This window comes from Paranoxybacillus vitaminiphilus, from assembly GCF_003259935.1.
Classification (GTDB): domain Bacteria; phylum Bacillota; class Bacilli; order Bacillales; family Anoxybacillaceae; genus Paranoxybacillus; species Paranoxybacillus vitaminiphilus.
The window spans coordinates 367,000-386,460 of sequence record NZ_QLMH01000001.1 but is presented as its reverse complement, the minus strand read 5'-3'; the positions used below and the strand labels follow the sequence as shown (position 1 = coordinate 386,460).

Below are 19,461 nucleotides of genomic sequence, written 5' to 3'. Positions count from 1 at the left end.
AAGTTTAGCACTTTTCCGATGAAATCACTAGAATTTAAACTTGTGATTTTATTCTAAAAATTTTAGCATATTGGAATATACTAAACGCTTTAATTCTAGACCTATCGAAAAAAAAATGCAACCCTTTATCTAAAAATATTAAACATTTTTTTGCAATAAGTGTTTTTTCATCAGCGCGGCAAACGTTCATAAAAATTATCGAACAGAAAACGTTGGACATCTGCTTCCGAATAATGTTTTTGCAGTTCATTAATCAGATTTGCATAGCATTGAAAATTTTCTAATCCGACAACTGTTTCATCGATACCGTCAAAATCAGAGCCGAATCCAACGTGACGCGAACCACCGAGCGAGCAAATGTAATCAAGATGCCGCAGCACATCTGCAATCGTAGCAGGATGATGATCTTGTCTTACGAATGATGGCACAAACGTAATGCCTATGACACCATTTTTTTTAATCAAGGCGCAAATTTGCTCAGCGCGCAAATTACGTGGATGGGCACAGAGTGCATACGCATTAGAGTGGGAAGCAATCGGATAATCAGCTATTTCGATCGCATCCCAAAAACCTTTTTTAGACAAATGGGATACATCAACCCAACATTTTGCTTCGTTTAATGTATGAACAACTTGTTTTCCAAAATCGCTTAACCCTGCTCCACGTTCTTCCCATGCTCCATCTGCTACCGAATTAGCGTGATTCCATGTCAAACCGACAGAAGATACGCCAAGACGAAGCAGTGTTTTTAGTTTGACAAGGCTTTCTCCAATTGCGTCACATCCTTCCAATGTTAGCATAGCGCCAATTTCATTTGCACCTAATGAGGATATATCGCTTTTTGAACGAACAAATTTCATATTTGAAAATTTGCCAATGATTTCTTCAAAAAAAAGATCAACCATTTCCAGCGCAACGGTAAAACGCGATTCTGGATAGACACTTTCCGGTATGTATATCGCAAAACATTGCACTTTTCCTTTTGCCTGCTGCAGTGATTTCCAAGTAACATGAAGCGATGGATCATCATAAAACGATAAAGAACGATCAAGCCAAAGCTTCAGCAATACATCACAATGCGCATCAAACAGCTTCATTGTACTCTCTCCCTCATAATAAAAAAGAAGGGGCTGACCCTAAGCGTCTGACCTCACACACAACACACAATACATCATACATTTCCCAAGCATGATAATTGCGGCTGCGGGGTCTGACTTGCCACAGGTCAGCCTCTTAGTTCCCCATATCATTGTTCGATTAGCGCGGCTCAACGATTAATTTAATCGCTGTACGCTCTTCGCCATCAATTTGAATGTCCGTAAACGCAGGAATACAGATGAGGTCAACTCCACTAGGTGCCACAAATCCTCGTGCAATCGCTACTGCCTTAACGGCTTGATTTAATGCACCTGCGCCGATTGCCTGGATTTCGGCTGCGCCTCTTTCGCGCAATACTCCGGCAAGTGCACCTGCTACAGAATTAGGATTAGACTTTGCTGAAACTTTTAATATTTCCATTCCTAGTTCCTCCTTATGTTCTACAATGGTTGATTTCCATTGTTACTATATTCCCCGTTTTTTGCTAATATTCCTGCTTGAACGTAAAATATTTTTTAAAAATTCTTAATAGGAGGAAAATTACTCGAAATATGGATGATCATCATTAATCATGATTCGTTCAATCGCTTTTGCCCGGCCGCTTTTCGAGTCAACATCTATAATGACACCATTGAGTTGGCTTCTTCCTGCTGTCACTTCAAAACGAACGGGAAGAGCCGTTAAAAATTTCTTCAAAACGGCTTCACGTTCCACCCCAAGTATTCCATCATACGGTCCTGTCATCCCAACATCTGTAATATACGCCGTTCCTTTTGGCAATATTCGGTTATCTGCTGTCTGTACATGCGTATGCGTGCCCACAACGGCCGAAACACGCCCATCTAAATACCAACCCATCGCTTGCTTTTCACTCGTTGCTTCCGCATGAAAATCGACGAAAATAACCGGTGTGCGCTGCGAAGCTTCGGCAATGAGAGCATCTGCTTTCTTAAACGGACAGTCAATGGCCGGCAAAAACGTTCTTCCTTGCAAGTTAATAACGGCGACTTCAACACCGTCCACTTGAACGTAAACGATTCCTTTTCCAGGTGTTTCAACCGGAAGATTAGCGGGACGAACCAATACTTTTGCATCCTCAATAAATTCAAAAATTTCGCGATTGTCCCATGCGTGATTCCCAAGTGTGACAGCATGTGCTCCAAGTTCAATAAAACCGCGATAAATCTTCTCTGTAATTCCTTTGCCTCCTGCCGCATTTTCTCCATTAATAATAATGACATTCGGCTTATGTTTTGCTTTTAATTTCGGGAGATATTGCTCGATCATTTTCCTTCCCGGTGAGCCAACTACATCGCCAATAAACAACAGTTTCATCCTATGACCCTTTCTAATCACAAATTTCCGCTTATGTATCTCAGTTTGGCACAAAACGCCGTATTTGACAATGCTTCAGCAAAAAAATAAAGTGGCAGCATCGCCACTTTATTTCGCATACTCAACCGCTCGCGTTTCACGGATAACAGTAATTTTAATATGTCCAGGATAATCGAGTTCTTCTTCAATGCGCTTACGAATATCTCGTGCCAGACGATGCGCCTCTAAATCATCGATCGCATCAGGTTTCACCATAATGCGCACTTCACGTCCCGCTTGAATCGCATAAGATTTTTCGACCCCTTCATATGATTCAGCAATTTCTTCAAGCTTTTCAAGCCGGCGAATATAGTTCTCTAACGTTTCGCTCCGTGCTCCCGGCCGTGCCGCTGATAGTGCATCAGCCGCCGCAACTAATACAGCAATAACCGACGTTGGTTCCGTATCGCCATGATGTGAAGCGATACTATTAATCACAACCGGATGCTCTTTATATTTTGTTGCCAATTCGACTCCGATTTCAACGTGACTTCCTTCTACTTCATGGTCAATCGCCTTTCCAATATCATGAAGCAAGCCGGCACGTCTTGCCAACATTTCGTCCTCGCCTAACTCGGCAGCCATTAATCCTGCTAAAAACGCAACTTCCATGGAATGCTTTAAAACATTTTGTCCGTAGCTTGTCCGAAATTTTAAACGGCCTAAAATTTTTATGAGGTCCGGATGAAGCCCGTGAACACCAACTTCAAATGTCGTTTGCTCCCCGACTTCACGGATATGCTCATCCACTTCACGTCTTGCTTTTTCGACCATCTCTTCAATTCGAGCCGGATGAATACGTCCATCTTGAACAAGTTTATCTAAAGCAAGTCTAGCTGTTTCGCGGCGAATCGGATCAAAACCAGACAAAATGACCGCTTCAGGGGTATCATCAATAATGAGATCGATTCCTGTTAACGTTTCGAGCGTGCGGATGTTGCGGCCTTCACGTCCAATGATGCGGCCTTTCATCTCATCGTTCGGCAAGTTGACAACTGAAACGGTTGTTTCAGCTACATGATCAGCAGCACAACGTTGTATCGCGAGAGATAAAATCTCTTTCGCCTTCTTATCTGCTTCTTCTTTCGCGCGCGTTTCTGCTTCCTTAATCATTAAAGCAATTTCGTGTGAAAGCTCTTTTTCAACACGCTCTAAAATAATTTGTCTTGCTTCTTCGCGCGATAAGCTAGAAATGCGCTCCAGTTCTGCTTGCTCCTTCTCAACAAGTTCTTCCACTTTGCTTTCCATCTGTTCAATATGCTGTTGTCTTTCGTTAAGAGAATCCTCTTTCTTCTCTAAAAGTGCTTCACGCTTATTAAGAGCCTCTTCCTTTCTATCAAGATTCTCTTCTTTTTGTAATAAACGGTTTTCTTGTTTTTGCAGCTCACTTCTTCGATCACGAATTTCTTGTTCTGCCTCTGTACGAAGTTTGTGAATTTCATCCTTTGCTTCAAGCAGCGCTTCTTTTTTCAGCGCATCAGCTTCACGTTTCGCTTCTTCAATAATTTGGTTTGCAGCCGCTTGCGCGCCGCCAATTTTTGCTTCGGCAATGGATTTACGAACAAAAAAGCCAACAACTGCACCGACGATTAAGGCAAGCAAAGCGGAGATGATTGTACCAATGCTCATCCATTTCACCTCCTCTTGCTATGAACTTGTTAGTTGCTAAATCAATGTCGGCATGTACATTGTTACAACGGTTTCAACATACAGCACAAAGGCGTTTCACATTGTTAATAACAATAAAAATTTGAACCTCTGCACGACTAAAACCGGCAGGTTCTTGTGTACTAAAGAGCTTCTTCTATACCTTATAGACATCTACTCTTATTCCACAAGACTTTCATCGACAAGCAGCCTAACACCACATTCCCGTCTGTCGGCCTGGTTCAAAGCCGCTTAAAAATTAGTAAAATATACATGTTAATTTTAAAGGTGGTAAAATTTATTGTCAAGCTCTGTCCTTATGATGCAGTTAAATATGACAGAATCTTTGTGAAATATGAGAAGATGCTCAGTTAGCAAAAAGAGGCTGACCAATTGTCTGCCCCTCAACACAACATATAGTCATCTTAGCTGAATAAGCTTTCATGATGTGCTGCGCGTGAGGTCAGACGCTTATGAGTCAGCCTCTTCATGACAAATTTTATTCTTCGAAAAAGTCAAGTTCTTCTTGCTGCTGTCCCGCATCGACAGTAGACACGGGCGCATTTACACCATATCTTTTTCGAATTTCTTGAGCGATTTCCTCCATAATTTCCGGGTTTTCTTTTAGGAATTGTTTCGCGTTCTCGCGTCCCTGACCAAGGCGCTCGTCCTTATAAGAATACCAAGAACCGCTCTTTTGAATGATATCTAACTCTGAGCCCATATCGATAATTTCGCCTTCACGGGAAATTCCTTCCCCGTACATAATATCGACATCCGCTGTTCTAAATGGCGGTGCCACTTTGTTTTTGACCACTTTAATTTTTGTTTTGTTTCCTACCATGTCGTTGCCTTGTTTAATTTGCTCAGCACGACGCACCTCAAGTCGGACAGAAGCATAGAATTTTAACGCGCGGCCACCAGGTGTTGTCTCTGGGTTTCCAAACATAACCCCAACTTTTTCACGAATTTGGTTAATAAAGATCGCAATTGTTTTCGATTTATTAATGGCACCGGATAACTTACGCAATGCCTGCGACATGAGGCGCGCCTGCAATCCGACATGGGAGTCTCCCATTTCGCCTTCAATTTCCGCCTTCGGTACAAGTGCAGCAACAGAGTCGATAACGATAATGTCAACAGCACCGCTTCTTACAAGCGCCTCCGCGATCTCCAACGCCTGCTCCCCCGTATCTGGCTGTGAAAGAAGCAATTCATCAATATTAACGCCTAGTTTTTGGGCATAAATCGGATCAAGCGCATGTTCCGCATCGATGAACGCAGCTTGTCCGCCTAATTTTTGCACTTCAGCAATCGCATGCAGCGCTACTGTCGTTTTACCGGAAGATTCCGGACCATAAATTTCAATGATACGTCCGCGCGGATAACCGCCAACGCCTAATGCGATATCCAGCGCTAAAGAGCCGCTTGATACCGTTGAAATTTGCCGGTCTGTTTGCTCACCTAATTTCATAATGGAGCCTTTACCAAATTGTTTCTCAATTTGCTTTAACGCCTGTTCCAAGGCAGCTTGACGATCGTTCACACAATTTCCTCCTTTGTTTCTTAACTATTTATACTATATCGCTTTTTTTGTGATTTGCCAAGCAAAAAACGAACATTTATTCGTTTCCTTTCTATCTTTTGCTGGTGATAAAACCAGTTTTTTCTAGATATTATAAACAAAGGGTCAGACTTCCCCGAAAACCTACGTATTGGCCAGCATTAGAGGAGATCAGACCCTTATCATTTATTATTTATTTTCCAGTTTTTTCAACAAATAATAACAACCATATTTCGCTGTACGCATACGAATCGATTCGCGGCTGCCGGCGAGAGATAAAGAAAATACTTCAGTTGGACCATTGCTTATAGCAATTCCGATATAAACGGTTCCGACAGGTTTTCCTTCCTGCAAGCCCGGCCCGGCCACACCTGTAAAACTGATTCCTATATCCGTTTGGAAAAGCGTGCGAACGTTCTCAGCCAGCGCTTTTGCACATGATTCACTCACGGCTCCGTCTGTTTTTAATATCGCTTCGGAAACATGAAGGAGGCGTTGCTTTATTTCATTTGTGTAGCAAACAATGCCCCCTTTTACCGTTTGCGATGCTCCAGGGATGGCTGTCAGCTGCTGGGCAAATAATCCGCCTGTTAAACTTTCAGCAGAAGCAATCGTTACATTTCGGGCGATAAGCTGTTCCATTGTTTTGCTGAAAATCGTGCCTTCGTTGTATCCGTAAAAATAGTCTCCTGCTCTTTCTAAAATCGTTTTCTCGATTTCATCAAGCATTTTTTGTGCTTCAGAAACCGAATGATGTTTGGCCGTCAAACGCAATGTCACTTCTCCGTCACCGGCAAGAGGGGCGATGGTCGGATTGGATTGGCGATCAATTAAATCTTCAATCTCTGTTTCTAACTGTGATTCGCCGATGCCAAAAAACCGCAAAACGCGAGATTCAATCCGTTCATGACGCCCGAGTTTTCGCATAAGAAACGGACGACCATAATTTAAAAACATCGGCTTCATTTCTTTCGGAGGACCCGGCAGCAACATATATGTAATCTCATCAATGGTCAGCGCCATACCGGGAGCCATACCGTTATCATTTTTCAATACTTCCGCACCCTCTAGCACAAGCGCCTGTTTGATATTATTTTCTGTCATTGTCCGCTTTGTCCGCGCAAAATAAGCGCGTATCGACTGAAGCGCTTCCTCATCGATCATAAGTTTGCAGTTTAATAGGTCCGCAATGGTTTCCTTTGTTAAATCATCTTTTGTCGGACCAAGCCCGCCTGTAAAAATAATTAAGTTAGCACGCGTCTGCGCGACTTCAATGGCCCTCCGAAGCCGCGACGGATTGTCGCCAACAACGGTATGAAAATAGACATTAATCCCTAACTCCGCCATTTGCTTCGATAAAAACTGGGCATTCGTATTGGCGATTTGTCCGAGCAATAATTCTGAACCGACGGCAATAATTTCCGCATTCACAATAAAAGCATCTCCTTTGGCACAATTCCACTTAATGAACTATTTCGAATGGATGAACGCATGCTTATTTTTCGCAAAATAGTCCCATCCAGACCAAATCGTAAAAAATACTGCCACCCATAACGAAATCATCGCAAACGGAAATGAGACCATTTCAAACGGCAGGTTGCGAAGAAGAAGCGCAGAAATCGCAATAATTTGCGTCCACGTTTTTATTTTGCCTAACATGTTGGCGGCGACGACTTCCCCTTCACCCGCAAGAACAAGGCGTAATCCTGTTACGGCAAACTCCCGGCTGATAATAATAATCACCATCCAAGCAGGCGCCAAGTCGAGATCAACAAGTACGATAAGCGCTGCCGACACAAGCAATTTGTCAGCAAGCGGATCTAAAAATTTCCCCAAATTAGTAACTAAGTTATATTTCCGGGCAAAATAACCATCAATCCAATCAGTCGTTGAAGCCAAAATAAAAATCAATGCGCCAACTAAATGGGCTACCGGCAATATTTGCGTGCCAACTTGAATGTTCCCCCAATTAAACGGAACGAGCATAACGATGAGAAAAAAGGGAATAAGCATAATTCGTGCTATCGTAATCTTATTTGGCAAATTCACATCCAATAACCTCCACTAAGAAAAACATATAAAAGTCATCTATAACAAAGATGACTTACGACTTTTTGAATAAAATTTTTATTTTTTGAAACACTTCTTCACTAGGACTAATTGGATAAGTAAAAGGTTGTCCGTTAATTTTCATTTCAATATCTGTTGCTTTTCCGATTTTCACAAGAATTTCCGATTCATTTGACAAATCAAATCGCTGTGTTTCATTTTCGTTTAAAGTAGCGGCAAAAAATGTGTGGCCTTTTCCATTATGAACTTCAACCCATGATGTTCCCTTAGAAGCAACTTCGAGTATAAATTGATTTGTATTTGTCAGTTCTACCGTTGATTCTTTTCCATTTTGCTCAATAACTGTTAATGTATGCATATTTTCTTCTTCCTCTGAAGGTTGTTCAGAGGATTGTACTTCCTTTTGCCCTTTGCTTTCCTCGCTTTTCTCTTTATCCTTCGCTTCTTCCAAAGGTGAATTTTTTGATTGTTCAACTTCCGCTGGATTGTTTGTTACATTTTCTTTCGATGTTTTATTATTTACATCCCATTTTTGGATAATAAGCCAAAGTGCAACAGCTGCCCCAATAATCAATACGGTCATCAGCAGCTTCGGGAGCATGTCAATGATTTTTGACGTTTTCGGCGAAAGCTGCTGTCTGCTTTTTACCCGTGACAGCTGTTCAGGCAATTCTTCATGCTGTGAGCTAGGAATTTCATGTTTGTACTCTTCAAATAACTGTTCAGAGTCTAATCCTACCGCTTCCGCATATTGCTTAATAAACGCACGCACATAAAAATTTCCCGGCATGATATTATAATTGCCTTCTTCAATTCCGATTAAATAACGTTTTTGAATTTTCGTCATTTCCTGTAACTCATCTAAGCTAATGTTCTTCGCTTCTCTCGCTTCTTTCAACCGCTTACCTAACTCTGTCAATGAGAACACCTTCCACATTTTTTATTAAAAAATATTAAAAGTCAAAATTCCCGAATCCATCTTCAGAAAATAAAGACTGCTGATCAACTAAATCGTATGTAATTTCTTCATCATGTTCATTTCGCAATTCAATAATATAATCGAAATCATCAAGCGTATATTCTGTATGTCTGACAAAAATATCCGGATGTTCAACGACTTTTGTTGCCGGCAAGCGCATAAGTTCGCGAATGAGCTGCCAATGCCGTTCGTTTGCGCGGCGGGTCGAAACAATCGCATCAATGATAAATATATTGTTCTCATTATATTCATCTTCTATTAATTGACTGCGAACCGTTTGTTTAATCAATGTGGATGATACAAATAACCAACGTTTATTGGCACAAACGCTTGCGGCAACGACAGATTCTGTTTTCCCAACACGAGGCATGCCGCGAATGCCGATTAACTTATGGCCCTCCTGCTTAAAAAGCTCGGCCATAAAGTCAACAAGCAATCCTAACTCATCGCGGACAAAACGAAACGTCTTTTTGTCATCCGCATCGCGTTGAATATAACGTCCATGCCGGACCGCTAAACGATCACGCAATTTCGGCTGACGCAGCTTCGTAACCGTTATATTATCCATTGTGCGCAAAATGGATTCAAGCCGCTCAATTTGCTCATTGTTATCACAAAGCAAAAGCATTCCGCGCCGCGAATCATCGACGCCGTTAATCGTCACAATATTAATGGACAACATCCCTAAAAGAGAAGAAATATCACCTAACAGCCCCGGTCGATTGATATGTATTTCATATTCTAAATACCATTCTTTTTTCCCCATCATCGCTTCCTCCCTTTTATTAGGATGGTCCAAATAATGTGACGTATTATGCTAAATTTATACTACTATAATAGCGAATTTCAATGCAACAGAAAAGGGGATTAGAAGGAAACAAGGAAAAATGATCATACACAACGAAAGAGGCTGACCCAAAAGTAAAGTGTCAGACCCCACAACACAATATATAAGACATAACATAAGACTATATATTGTGAAATGCACGTGAGGCCAGACACTTATGGATCAGTCTCTTTATTTCTGGCTTTGCACTAATTTAACCATCGCATTAGCGATTGCGTACTGTTCCTGCTCATCCGCGGCGTTCCAAAGGTCAGCAAGCACACGTTCTTCAGGGTTTTTTGGATCGACTTGTTTCGCTAAATAGTCACCGATTTGGTAAGCCATATCGGAAATCACTTCGCCGTTCATTCCTTGTTGCTGCGCCTGCTCTAACCGTTCGCTTAAAAAGCTCTTCCATTGGTTGAAATTATCTAAAACAGACATTGCCTCTACCTCCTTGATATTCGATTCAAGGATAGTTTGCCAACCTTTTGCGAAATTATTCGATTCATTTTCTTAACAATACCATCCGCCGTTGACAGATAAAACTTGCCCTGTAATATACGAGGCATGATTCGAAATTAAAAACGAAACAGCTTTTGCCACTTCATCCGGCGTACCTATTCTCCCCATCGGTATTTCCTCGGCAAGCTGCGTCAGCTCCTCTTCATTAAACTGGCCCAACATCTTTGTATGGATGGCTCCCGGAGCAACCGCATTCACGCGGATTCCGCTCGGAGCAAGCTCCTTGGCTAAAGCTTTTACAAACGTATTTTGTCCTCCCTTTACCATCGAATATAACACTTCACACGATGCTCCTGTTAATCCCCATATCGATGAAATAACAACAATATTGCCGCTTTTTTGCGAGATCATATGCGGCAGCAGTTTTTTCGTCAGCAAAAACGGGCTTGTCACATGAAGCTGAACCATTTTTGTGACCAATTCATCGCTCATGTCCGTTATAAGACCGTAATAGCTATTACCGCAATTATGAACAATGACATCAACGGGCTGCTGAAGTTGGGTGAGAAGTGTTTCGACTCCATTTTTTTCTGAAAGATCCGCTTGAATGAGATACGCTTCTTTTATTGGGGTATTGGAAACAAATTGTTCAAGTGAATGCCGGTTTTGATGATAATGCAAAAAAAGACCGTACCCATCAGCAGCAAGTTGTTTGGCAATGCTGAGACCAATATCGCCGCTGGCACCCGTAATAAGCGCATACTTCATGAACTTTTCCTCCTAAAAGAGACTGACCCGTAAGCACAGATCTCACCCCATCCTATATAGCCGGATAAGAACACTATATAGGATGGATTGCACGTGAGATCAGACACTTATGAGCCAGTCTTGATTTCTCTTTATTCCCTTGCGTTTTTTGGAACAACTTGACAAACAACCAATTGCGATTCGTTAAAGCATTCGTTTGCTGCTTGTTCAATGTCTTGGCACGTGAGCGATTCCAATACAGAAACAACATCAAACAAACTCATTTGATTAAAGGCGTAACGCGTAAATTGGTTGGCGATGTATTCAGGAGAATTGAGAGAGCGCAAAAATGCACCGATTTTTTTCTTTTTGACCCGTGTTAGATCTTGCTCATGAAGCGAATGCTCGCGGAATGTCAACATAATTTTCTTTAGTTCATCGGCTAAACGATCCGGTTCAGCCGTGTCACCGCCGACAATCGCAAAACCAAACTGGGCTTCTTCCGTATAATCGTATGAAAATGTCTCATCAATTAAGCCATCGCTGTATAGCCGCTCATAATGCGGTGAACTTTTTCCAAATAAATAATCCAATAACACATTCATCGCCAGTTCATGCTTTAATTTATCTTTACCAATCTGACCAACGTTTTTCGCTTTAATACCGACAAGACATTTCGGCGTTTGTACATTCATCGGAATCACTTGCTTCGCTTGGGCGACCTCTTCTGGTTCGCTATAAACAAAACGCTTTATTTCCGCAGCAGGCTTAAACGATTTGCGCGCTTGATTATCGCGGATTTGTTGCATCATTTTTTCTTGATCGACAGGACCAACGACAAATAATAGCATGTTGCTCGGATGATAAAACGTTTCATAGCATTCATACAGCAGTTCTTTCGTAATTTCTGCAATCGACTCAACGGTTCCGGCAATATCAATTCTTACAGGATGGTTTTTGTACATACTTTGAATCGTGCCGAAGTAAAGGCGCCAATCCGGGTTGTCATCATACATGCGGATTTCCTGACCAATAATGCCTTTTTCTTTTTCGACTGTCTTGTCTGTAAAATACGGGCTTTGGACAAAGTCGATAAGCGTTTCCAAGTTTTTTTCAACATTGGCTGTGCTTGAAAACAAATAAGCCGTTCTCGTAAATGACGTAAAGGCATTCGCTGAGGCACCTTGTTTGCTGAACTGCTGAAATACATCACCGTCTTCTTTTTCAAACAGCTTATGCTCTAAAAAGTGGGCAATTCCATCCGGCACTCGTTTCATTTCCGTCTGTCCAAGCGGCACGAATTGATTATCGATGGAGCCGTATTTCGTTGTAAACGTCGCATACGTCTTGTTAAATCCTTTTTTCGGCAATATATATACATCTAAACCGTTCGGCATTTTTTCGTAATACAATTCCTCTTGCAGCTGCTCATAAAAAAGTTTTTCCATTATTTTTCCCCCTCCATTCCTGTGAGGAAATAAATCGTATCAAGCTCGATTTTATTAGCAACCTCGATAATTTCTTCACGAGTCACTTTCTCGATTGCGGCAATCCATTCATCAATCGGTCGTTTTCTTTCGGAGACGACGTTATGATATAACACTTCAACAAGCCCCCTTGGCGTATCGAGCGTTTCGAGAAGTTGATTGCGAATCACCGCTTTCGTTTGCGCTATTTCCTCATCGGTAAATGCGCCTTTTTTCATTGCTTCCATTTGTTCTTTAATGATATTGACTGCTTTTTCATAATTGCTCGGCTCAATTCCCGACATGACCATTAATAATCCTTTATGGCTTTCCAGACGGGAAGCTGCATAGTAGGCAAGGCTTGCCTTTTCACGCACGTTAATAAACAGTTTGGAATGAGAAAAGCCGCCGAAAATGCCGTTAAACACCTGCAAAGCGTAATATTGCTCATCTTCATATGTGATGTTTGTACGGTAGCCGATATTTAATTTCCCTTGTTTGACATCCTGTTTTTCAATGACTTCATTCACATTTGTAATCGTTTTTTTCGTCATTGGCAACTTTCTATGGGATACGGCACGATTTTCAAATTGAAAGTGGGACTTCACCAAATTAAGCACTTCTGTCTCATCCATATCACCGATGATATACAAATCTATTTCATCTTCCTGCAATGCTTTTTGATAATAGTCGTACAAATTTTTCGTTGTCATTGCTTCGACAGCTTCCAGCTCCCCATTAACGTGGAGCGCATACGGCTCCCCTTTGCACATTTCTTCAACAAGACGCAAGTTGGCATAATGCATTTTATCATCATAACCGGATTTAATGCGCTGCTTTAAAGAACGTTTTTCTTGCTCAACGATTTTCGCAACAAATTCACCGTTTTCAAGAGCGGGCTGAAGAATGATGCCGCTGAGCAATTGGACCGCTTTGTTCAATAGAGGGGTTGAATCTTTTAAAAATTTTTCATTTGCAATGTCAACTCGAATCGTTATAATATGCTGTTCCCCTTTTTTTGCTAAGTCAACATTTAATGTCGCACCATATAGTTCATCTAAATAGCTGCGCAAGGCTGTAGCGTTTGGATGTGTTCTCGTTCCGCTTTGCAGGACGTATGGCAAAAGCGCCCGCTGTGTAACGGTCTCTTTTGTAAGCGGAGCTTTCATTTTAAACACAAGCGTATTTGTTTTATATTTATCTGTTTGGATCGTATGCACGTTTAAGCCGTTAACAACGGTTATTTTTTCTTTTAGCAAAAGAACCTCCTCCTTGTTATAAACAATCGCAGTTGTCCTTATTGTTTACCCTTCTAGCCATTTTAGTCTTACAACAAATATACCTTTTTGGAAAAGGAAAATGCAAATAAGAGCTGGAAAATTTTTTAGAAACTGAAATCATTTCATTTATAACCAAATTGAAGTTAATACGTTCACAGTAATGGTTATTAGCAGAGCGAAAACGATAAAAAAGAACCCGGTTTTGCCAACCGAGTTCTTGTTTGCATAGCGTTTTTATCGTTTTCCTTTTATATACGGAGTACCTAGCGCTTTTGGTGCATCGGCACGGCCAATAAAACCTGTTAACGCTAAAATCGTTAATACGTATGGGGCAATCAGCAAATACACGGTTGGCACTTCTTTTAAGAACGGAATCGTTTGACCAACGATGCTTAAACTTTGGGCAAATCCAAAGAATAACGCTGCTCCCATTGCCCCTAGTGGATGCCATTTTCCGAAAATCATTGCTGCCAGCGCCATAAAACCATGACCGGAAATCGTCGCATGGCTAAAGTCGCGGGAAATAATCGTCGCGTATACCGCTCCGCCAATGCCGGCTAACGCGCCGCTAATCATAACGGCAATGTAACGCATTATCGCAACATTAATTCCCATTGTATCAGCTGCCATCGGATGTTCCCCGACAGAGCGAAGACGAAGCCCGAATGGTGTTTTAAAGATGATATACCATACAACAAATGCTAAAGCGATAGCAATATAAGACGGAATATAGCCATTTTCAAAAAGCAACGGTCCGATAATTGGAATATCGCTTAATACCGGGATATCAATTTTATCAAATCCAACTTGAATTTGATCTGTTTGTCCTTTACCATATATTTTCTTTACTAAAAAGAGAGATAAACCGATTGCTAAAAAGTTAATGGCCACACCGCTGACTACTTGATCCGCGCGGAACGAGATCGACGCGACCGCATGAAGCAGTGAAAAAAGTGCTCCAATAATCATTGCAGCCAGTAATGCCAGCCAAGGTGTTAACTCTCCGAATTGATCGGCAAACGTTAAGTTAAACACAACACCAGTGAACGCACCGATAACCATTAAACCTTCCAAACCAATGTTAACAACGCCGGAGCGCTCGCTGAATACACCGCCAAGAGCAGTGAAAATAAGTGGCGCTGCAAAGAAAATCGCTGAAGGGATGATAATTTGTAAAATCTCAAAAACGCCCACTTATTTTCCCTCCTTTTTTACCCGAGTTAATAACAAACGAATGAGATAGCTTGATGCTACGAAGAAAATAATCAATGCGATAACAATATCAACAAGTTCTGTTGGAACCCCGGCACTTGACGGCATTTCAAGCGCACCGACTTTTAAGGCGCCAAACAGAAGCGCTGATAAAATGATGCCAAATGCATTGTTTCCACCAAGTAAAGCAACGGCGATACCATCGAAACCAACACCTGTAAACCCAGCTTTCACAGAAATGTTGGCAAATGTACCAAGCCCTTCCATCGCGCCCGCTACTCCGGCAAACGCTCCGGAAATGACCATCGCCAGCACGATGTTGTTGCTTACGTTCATGCCGGCATAGTGAGAAGCATGCTGGTTAAAACCGACCGCGCGCAACTCATATCCTTTTGTCGTTTTCTCAAGCAAAAACCACATAATAACCGCAGCAATAAGCGCAATAATGATTCCATAGTGAAGTGTCGAATAGTCTGTAATCGATTGTAAAAACTCTGAGCGCAAAGATGCTGATTCATGAATTTCTTCTGATTTATAGCTTTTATCTGATAAAACAAAGCGAATAATCGCGTTTGTTACATGCAAAGCAATGTAGTTCATCATAATCGTGACAATTACTTCATGAACTTTAAAACGCGCTTTTAAAAAACCTGGAATGAGCGCCCATAACGCTCCTGCTAAAGCAGCTGCTAAAATCGCGAGCGGCAAATGGATAAATTTTGGAAGTTCAAATGCAACACCGACCCATACAGCAGCAAGCCAGCCGACAATTAATTGTCCTTCTACACCGATATTAAAAAGACCGGTACGGAAGGCAAACGCGACGGCTAAACCAGAAAGAATGTATGGTGTCATTTGGCGAATCGTTTCTCCGATATAATAACTGTCACCAAACGCCCCGTATAAAAGAGCGGAATACCCGGCAATCGGGTCATAACCGCTTATAACCATCACAATTGAACCTGCAATCACACCAAGCAAAACCGCTAACAGCGGAATAAGAAAATTCGTTAAACGACCTGAATTCATGAAGAAACACCTGCTTCCTTACGTTTACTTCCTGCCATCAATAAGCCAAGCTCTTGCTCTGTTGTTTCTTTCGGATCCACAATGGCAACAATTTTTCCTTCATAAATGACGGCGATTCGGTCACTTACATTCATAATTTCATCTAATTCAAACGAAACGAGCAGCACTGCTTTTCCTTGATCGCGTTGTTCAATGAGACGCTTATGAATAAACTCAATCGCACCAACGTCAAGACCGCGCGTCGGTTGTGCTGCGATCAAGAGATCCGGATTGCGATCGACTTCGCGGCCGATAATCGCTTTTTGTTGGTTACCGCCGGAAAGAGCACGCGCTTTTGTGTATTCGTCCGGTGTACGCACGTCAAATTCTTTAATTAACTGACGGGCTTTATCATAAATATTTTTAAAGTTTAAAATACCGTTTTTCGAATATGGCTCTTTATAATAGGTTTGCAATACCATATTTTCACCGATTGGAAAATCAAGTACTAAGCCATGTTTATGACGGTCTTGCGGGATATGGCCAACGCCTGCTTCTGTAATTTTCCGCGGCGGCAAGTTAAGAATTTCTTTTCCATTTAATTTAATGGAGCCGGATTCCGCTTTTATTAAACCGGTAATCGCTTCAATTAATTCGGATTGACCGTTTCCGTCCACACCAGCAATGCCGACGATTTCACCAGCGCGAACCGTTAAGTTCAAATGGTCAACAACGGTTACACCGCGGGCATCTTTGACAACTAAATCTTTAATGTCGAGCACTTCTTTACCAGGTTGCGCCGGTTTTTTATCTGTCTTGAAATGTACTTCACGACCAACCATCAATGCCGCAAGTTCATTCGGATTTGTATCCGCCACATTGAGCGTACCGATTCCTTTCCCCCGGCGAATAACGGTAACGCGGTCACACACTTCCATAATTTCTTTTAACTTATGAGTGATTAAAATAATCGATTTTCCTTCTCTTACGAGCGCTTTCATAATTTGAATCAACTCTTGAATTTCTTGGGGTGTTAATACCGCTGTTGGTTCGTCAAAAATTAAAATGTCTGCACCGCGATATAACGTTTTTAAAATTTCGACGCGCTGCTGCATGCCGACAGAGATATCAGCAATTTTTGCCGTCGGATCCACCGCTAATCCATAGCGTTCTGATAATTCACGTACTTCTCGTTCTGCACGTTTAATATCAATTTTTCCTCCCTTTGTCGGCTCGCTTCCTAATATGATGTTCTCGGTGACCGTGAACGTGTCAACAAGCATAAAATGTTGATGCACCATACCGATACCAAGATCGTTAGCGACATTCGGATTGGAGATTTTTACTGTTTGTCCCTTAACGCGAATTTCGCCGCCGTCCGGTTGGTAAAGTCCGAATAAGACGTTCATCAACGTCGATTTACCGGCACCGTTTTCTCCAAGAAGGGCATGAATTTCCCCTTTTTTCAATTGAAGTGTAATATTATCGTTCGCTACGAAATTGCCGAATACTTTGCGAATATTCAACATCTCAATTACATATTCCAAGCACCATTCACTCCTTGCATGAGAATGTTAAAATCATTAAATGAAAAGCTACAAAGTATTTTGTAACTTTTCATTTAATGGTTTTCATGGCGAGACTGGTCTCAAAAGCCAAGGGTCAGACCCCACAACACAATATATAAAATGAGCTATATATTGTTAAACGCACGTGAGGTCAGACCCTATGAGACAGCCTCAGTTGGCTTTCATTATTTTAATGTTGCTTCGAACGCTTTGTATTCATCGCGAGTTTTTGGTACTTTCACTTCACCTTTGACGATTTTTTCTTTCCATTCGTCAACCGCTTTTAATACATCTGGTTTAATATTGTCTTGAGTAGGAGCAATACCTACACCATTTTCTGGAAGACCATACTCAATTACTTTACCGCCAGGGAATTGACCTTCTTTTGTTTTCTTCGCAACGTCGTAAACCGCTACATCAACGCGCTTAACCATTGATGTTAATGTCACGTTGTATTCTTTTCCGCCCGCTTTTACAACACCTTCTGGAGCTTGGTCTTTGTCAACACCAATTACCCAAAGTTCACGGTTTGGATCTTTTGTTTTTAAGTCTTTTGCTTCGGAGAATACACCGTTACCAGTAGCACCTGCTGCATGGTAAATGACGTCAATGCCGGAAGCGTACATGCTTGATGCGATTGCTTTTCCTTTATCTGCTTGGTCAAACGCACCTGCATATTGAACTTCAACTGTTGCCTTTGGATTTACCGCTTTCACACCGGCACGGAATCCGCTTTCAAATTTCTCAATTAACGGAATTTCCATACCGCCAACAAAACCGATTTTATTTGTTTTGGTTGTTAAACCAGCAACAACACCAACAAGGAAAGAACCTTCATGCTCTTTGAACGTAATGCTTGCTACATTTGGCTTTTCAACTACGCTGTCGACAATCGCGAATTTATTGTCCGGTTTTTGTTCAGCAATTTTTGTAATCGCGTCAGTCATTAAGAAACCAATACCGTAAATTAAGTCAAAGTCGCTTCTTACAAGCTTGTTTAAGTTTGTTGCATAATCGGCGTCACTTTGAGATTGTAAGTAATCATAGCCGCCTTTTCCTTTTTTCAAGCCATTTTCTTCACCAAATTTTTGCAAACCTTCCCATGCAGATTGATTGAAAGATTTGTCGTCAATACCGCCGACGTCAGTAACCATCGCGACGCTGAAAGTATCCTTGCCTCCGCCAGCGTTGTTCTCATCTTTTTGTCCGCAGCCGCCTAAAAGGGCACCGGCAGCTAACATAATTGAAAGAGCTACGCCAAAACGTTTTTTCTTCATCCTGTTTACCCCCTAGTTTTTTATAGATAGACTTTATTATTATTTTGTTAGACGCTGCTTTCTATGTAACAGAATGTCACCCCCCTTAAAAAACTCTCATTTTTTATACGCGCTTTCGTAAGACATGAAAGCTAAATTTATCAGACTTAAAGTAGTTAATGGAGTATAAAATCGGCTCGTCATTATAATCGTAGTGCATTTGTTTCAGGACTAACAAGGCTGTTTCCGGCTCACATTCTAAAATCGGTGACACTTTTTCGTGATAGCCGAGCGGTTCGATATGGGCGACCGCATACGCAATGTCTCTGTTCGCTTGCTGATGGAGATTTTCAAACAACGACTCATTCTCATAGGAAATTCCTTGAGGCAAATATTTACATGGGATTTTGTCCACACAGTAGACAACCGGCTCACCGTCTGCCGTCCGTACCCTCTCGACTAAAAGAATTTCCTCATCTTTTGAGCAGCGGAAGCGCCGTACATCTTCCTCCGTTGGACCTTGAATGGAAGAGGAAAGAAAAATCGTTCCCGGTTTGCGTCCTGCTTGTTTGATCATATCGGTTACACTGCTCAATTGTTCAATGCCGGAAGTAAACATTGGTCGTGAATTAACGAACGTTCCGACACCATGACGGCGAATGATAACGTTTTCTTCTTCTAAAACACGAAGAGCTTCCTGCAATGTCGCCCGGCTGACGCCCAATTGTTTTGAAAGCTCAAACTCGGAAGGTAACTTTTCTTTTTCTTTGTAAACCCCTGTCTCGATATCATGTTTAAGCCGGTCAATAACTTGTAAATATAAATGGCGATTGTCTGACTTAATGGACATTGTGAAGCCTCCATAACGATATTTTCAAGATATCAGACCTCTGACGTTAGA

18 protein-coding genes are annotated in these 19,461 nt (G+C 41.6%); all 18 read right to left on the bottom strand.

Annotated elements, in window-relative coordinates; genetic code table 11:
* Positions 1–170: 170 nt before the first annotated feature.
* The 18 genes from B0I26_RS01985 to B0I26_RS01900 all read right to left on the bottom strand — a co-directional run bounded on the left by B0I26_RS01985 (position 171) and on the right by B0I26_RS01900 (position 19,410).
* Positions 171–1,097, bottom strand: coding sequence for a dipeptidase (locus B0I26_RS01985; RefSeq protein WP_111643799.1), 927 nt, complete (start codon positions 1,095–1,097; stop codon positions 171–173).
* Between the two features lie 160 nt (positions 1,098–1,257).
* Complete coding sequence (gene spoVS, locus B0I26_RS01980) at positions 1,258–1,518, bottom strand: stage V sporulation protein SpoVS (protein ID WP_003181955.1); 261 nt, start codon at positions 1,516–1,518, stop codon at positions 1,258–1,260.
* A 120-nt stretch (positions 1,519–1,638) separates the two neighbouring features.
* Positions 1,639–2,433 carry a TIGR00282 family metallophosphoesterase gene (locus B0I26_RS01975; protein WP_111643798.1) on the bottom strand — a complete coding sequence of 265 codons (795 nt, stop codon included), beginning with the start codon at positions 2,431–2,433 and terminating at the stop codon, positions 1,639–1,641.
* Between the two features lie 108 nt (positions 2,434–2,541).
* Positions 2,542–4,101: a ribonuclease Y gene (gene rny / locus B0I26_RS01970; protein ID WP_111643797.1), complete on the bottom strand. Its 1,560-nt coding sequence runs from the start codon at positions 4,099–4,101 to the stop codon at positions 2,542–2,544.
* 517 nt (positions 4,102–4,618) lie between these two features.
* Entirely contained in the window at positions 4,619–5,665 is a 1,047-nt protein-coding gene (gene recA / locus B0I26_RS01965; protein WP_111643796.1) for a recombinase RecA, read from the bottom strand.
* Positions 5,666–5,872: 207 nt separating this feature from the next.
* On the bottom strand, positions 5,873–7,114 hold the full coding sequence (locus B0I26_RS01960) for a competence/damage-inducible protein A (protein WP_111643795.1): 1,242 nt from the start codon (positions 7,112–7,114) through the stop codon (positions 5,873–5,875).
* Positions 7,115–7,153: 39 nt separating this feature from the next.
* The gene (gene pgsA, locus B0I26_RS01955) at positions 7,154–7,732 is read right to left on the bottom strand and encodes a CDP-diacylglycerol--glycerol-3-phosphate 3-phosphatidyltransferase (protein ID WP_111643794.1); all 579 of its coding nucleotides are present in this window, start codon (positions 7,730–7,732) and stop codon (positions 7,154–7,156) included.
* 55 nt (positions 7,733–7,787) lie between these two features.
* Complete coding sequence (locus B0I26_RS01950) at positions 7,788–8,672, bottom strand: helix-turn-helix domain-containing protein (protein WP_111643793.1); 885 nt, start codon at positions 8,670–8,672, stop codon at positions 7,788–7,790.
* Between the two features lie 34 nt (positions 8,673–8,706).
* Positions 8,707–9,498: a DUF3388 domain-containing protein gene (locus B0I26_RS01945; protein ID WP_111643792.1), complete on the bottom strand. Its 792-nt coding sequence runs from the start codon at positions 9,496–9,498 to the stop codon at positions 8,707–8,709.
* Positions 9,499–9,750: 252 nt separating this feature from the next.
* Entirely contained in the window at positions 9,751–10,002 is a 252-nt protein-coding gene (locus B0I26_RS01940) for a DUF3243 domain-containing protein (protein ID WP_111643791.1), read from the bottom strand.
* A gap of 72 nt (positions 10,003–10,074) precedes the next feature.
* A complete protein-coding gene (ymfI, locus tag B0I26_RS01935; RefSeq protein WP_111643790.1) occupies positions 10,075–10,791 on the bottom strand; it encodes an elongation factor P 5-aminopentanone reductase in 717 nt (238 codons plus the stop codon).
* Between the two features lie 131 nt (positions 10,792–10,922).
* On the bottom strand, positions 10,923–12,218 hold the full coding sequence (gene yfmH / locus B0I26_RS01930; protein WP_111643789.1) for an EF-P 5-aminopentanol modification-associated protein YfmH: 1,296 nt from the start codon (positions 12,216–12,218) through the stop codon (positions 10,923–10,925).
* Positions 12,218–13,495, bottom strand: a complete 1,278-nt coding sequence (yfmF, locus tag B0I26_RS01925; protein ID WP_111643788.1) for an EF-P 5-aminopentanol modification-associated protein YfmF — start codon at positions 13,493–13,495, stop codon at positions 12,218–12,220. The genes yfmH and yfmF overlap by 1 nt, the downstream gene beginning before the upstream one ends.
* A 255-nt stretch (positions 13,496–13,750) precedes the next feature.
* Complete coding sequence (locus tag B0I26_RS01920) at positions 13,751–14,710, bottom strand: ABC transporter permease (RefSeq protein ID WP_111643787.1); 960 nt, start codon at positions 14,708–14,710, stop codon at positions 13,751–13,753.
* On the bottom strand, positions 14,711–15,757 hold the full coding sequence (locus B0I26_RS01915) for an ABC transporter permease (RefSeq protein WP_111643786.1): 1,047 nt from the start codon (positions 15,755–15,757) through the stop codon (positions 14,711–14,713). It abuts the gene before it with no gap.
* Complete coding sequence (locus B0I26_RS01910) at positions 15,754–17,283, bottom strand: ABC transporter ATP-binding protein (protein ID WP_111643785.1); 1,530 nt, start codon at positions 17,281–17,283, stop codon at positions 15,754–15,756. The genes B0I26_RS01915 and B0I26_RS01910 overlap by 4 nt, the downstream gene beginning before the upstream one ends.
* A gap of 206 nt (positions 17,284–17,489) precedes the next feature.
* Positions 17,490–18,581, bottom strand: a complete 1,092-nt coding sequence (locus B0I26_RS01905) for a BMP family lipoprotein (RefSeq protein WP_111643784.1) — start codon at positions 18,579–18,581, stop codon at positions 17,490–17,492.
* Between the two features lie 103 nt (positions 18,582–18,684).
* A complete protein-coding gene (locus B0I26_RS01900) occupies positions 18,685–19,410 on the bottom strand; it encodes a GntR family transcriptional regulator (RefSeq protein ID WP_111643783.1) in 726 nt (241 codons plus the stop codon).
* Between the last annotated feature and the right edge of the window lie 51 nt (positions 19,411–19,461).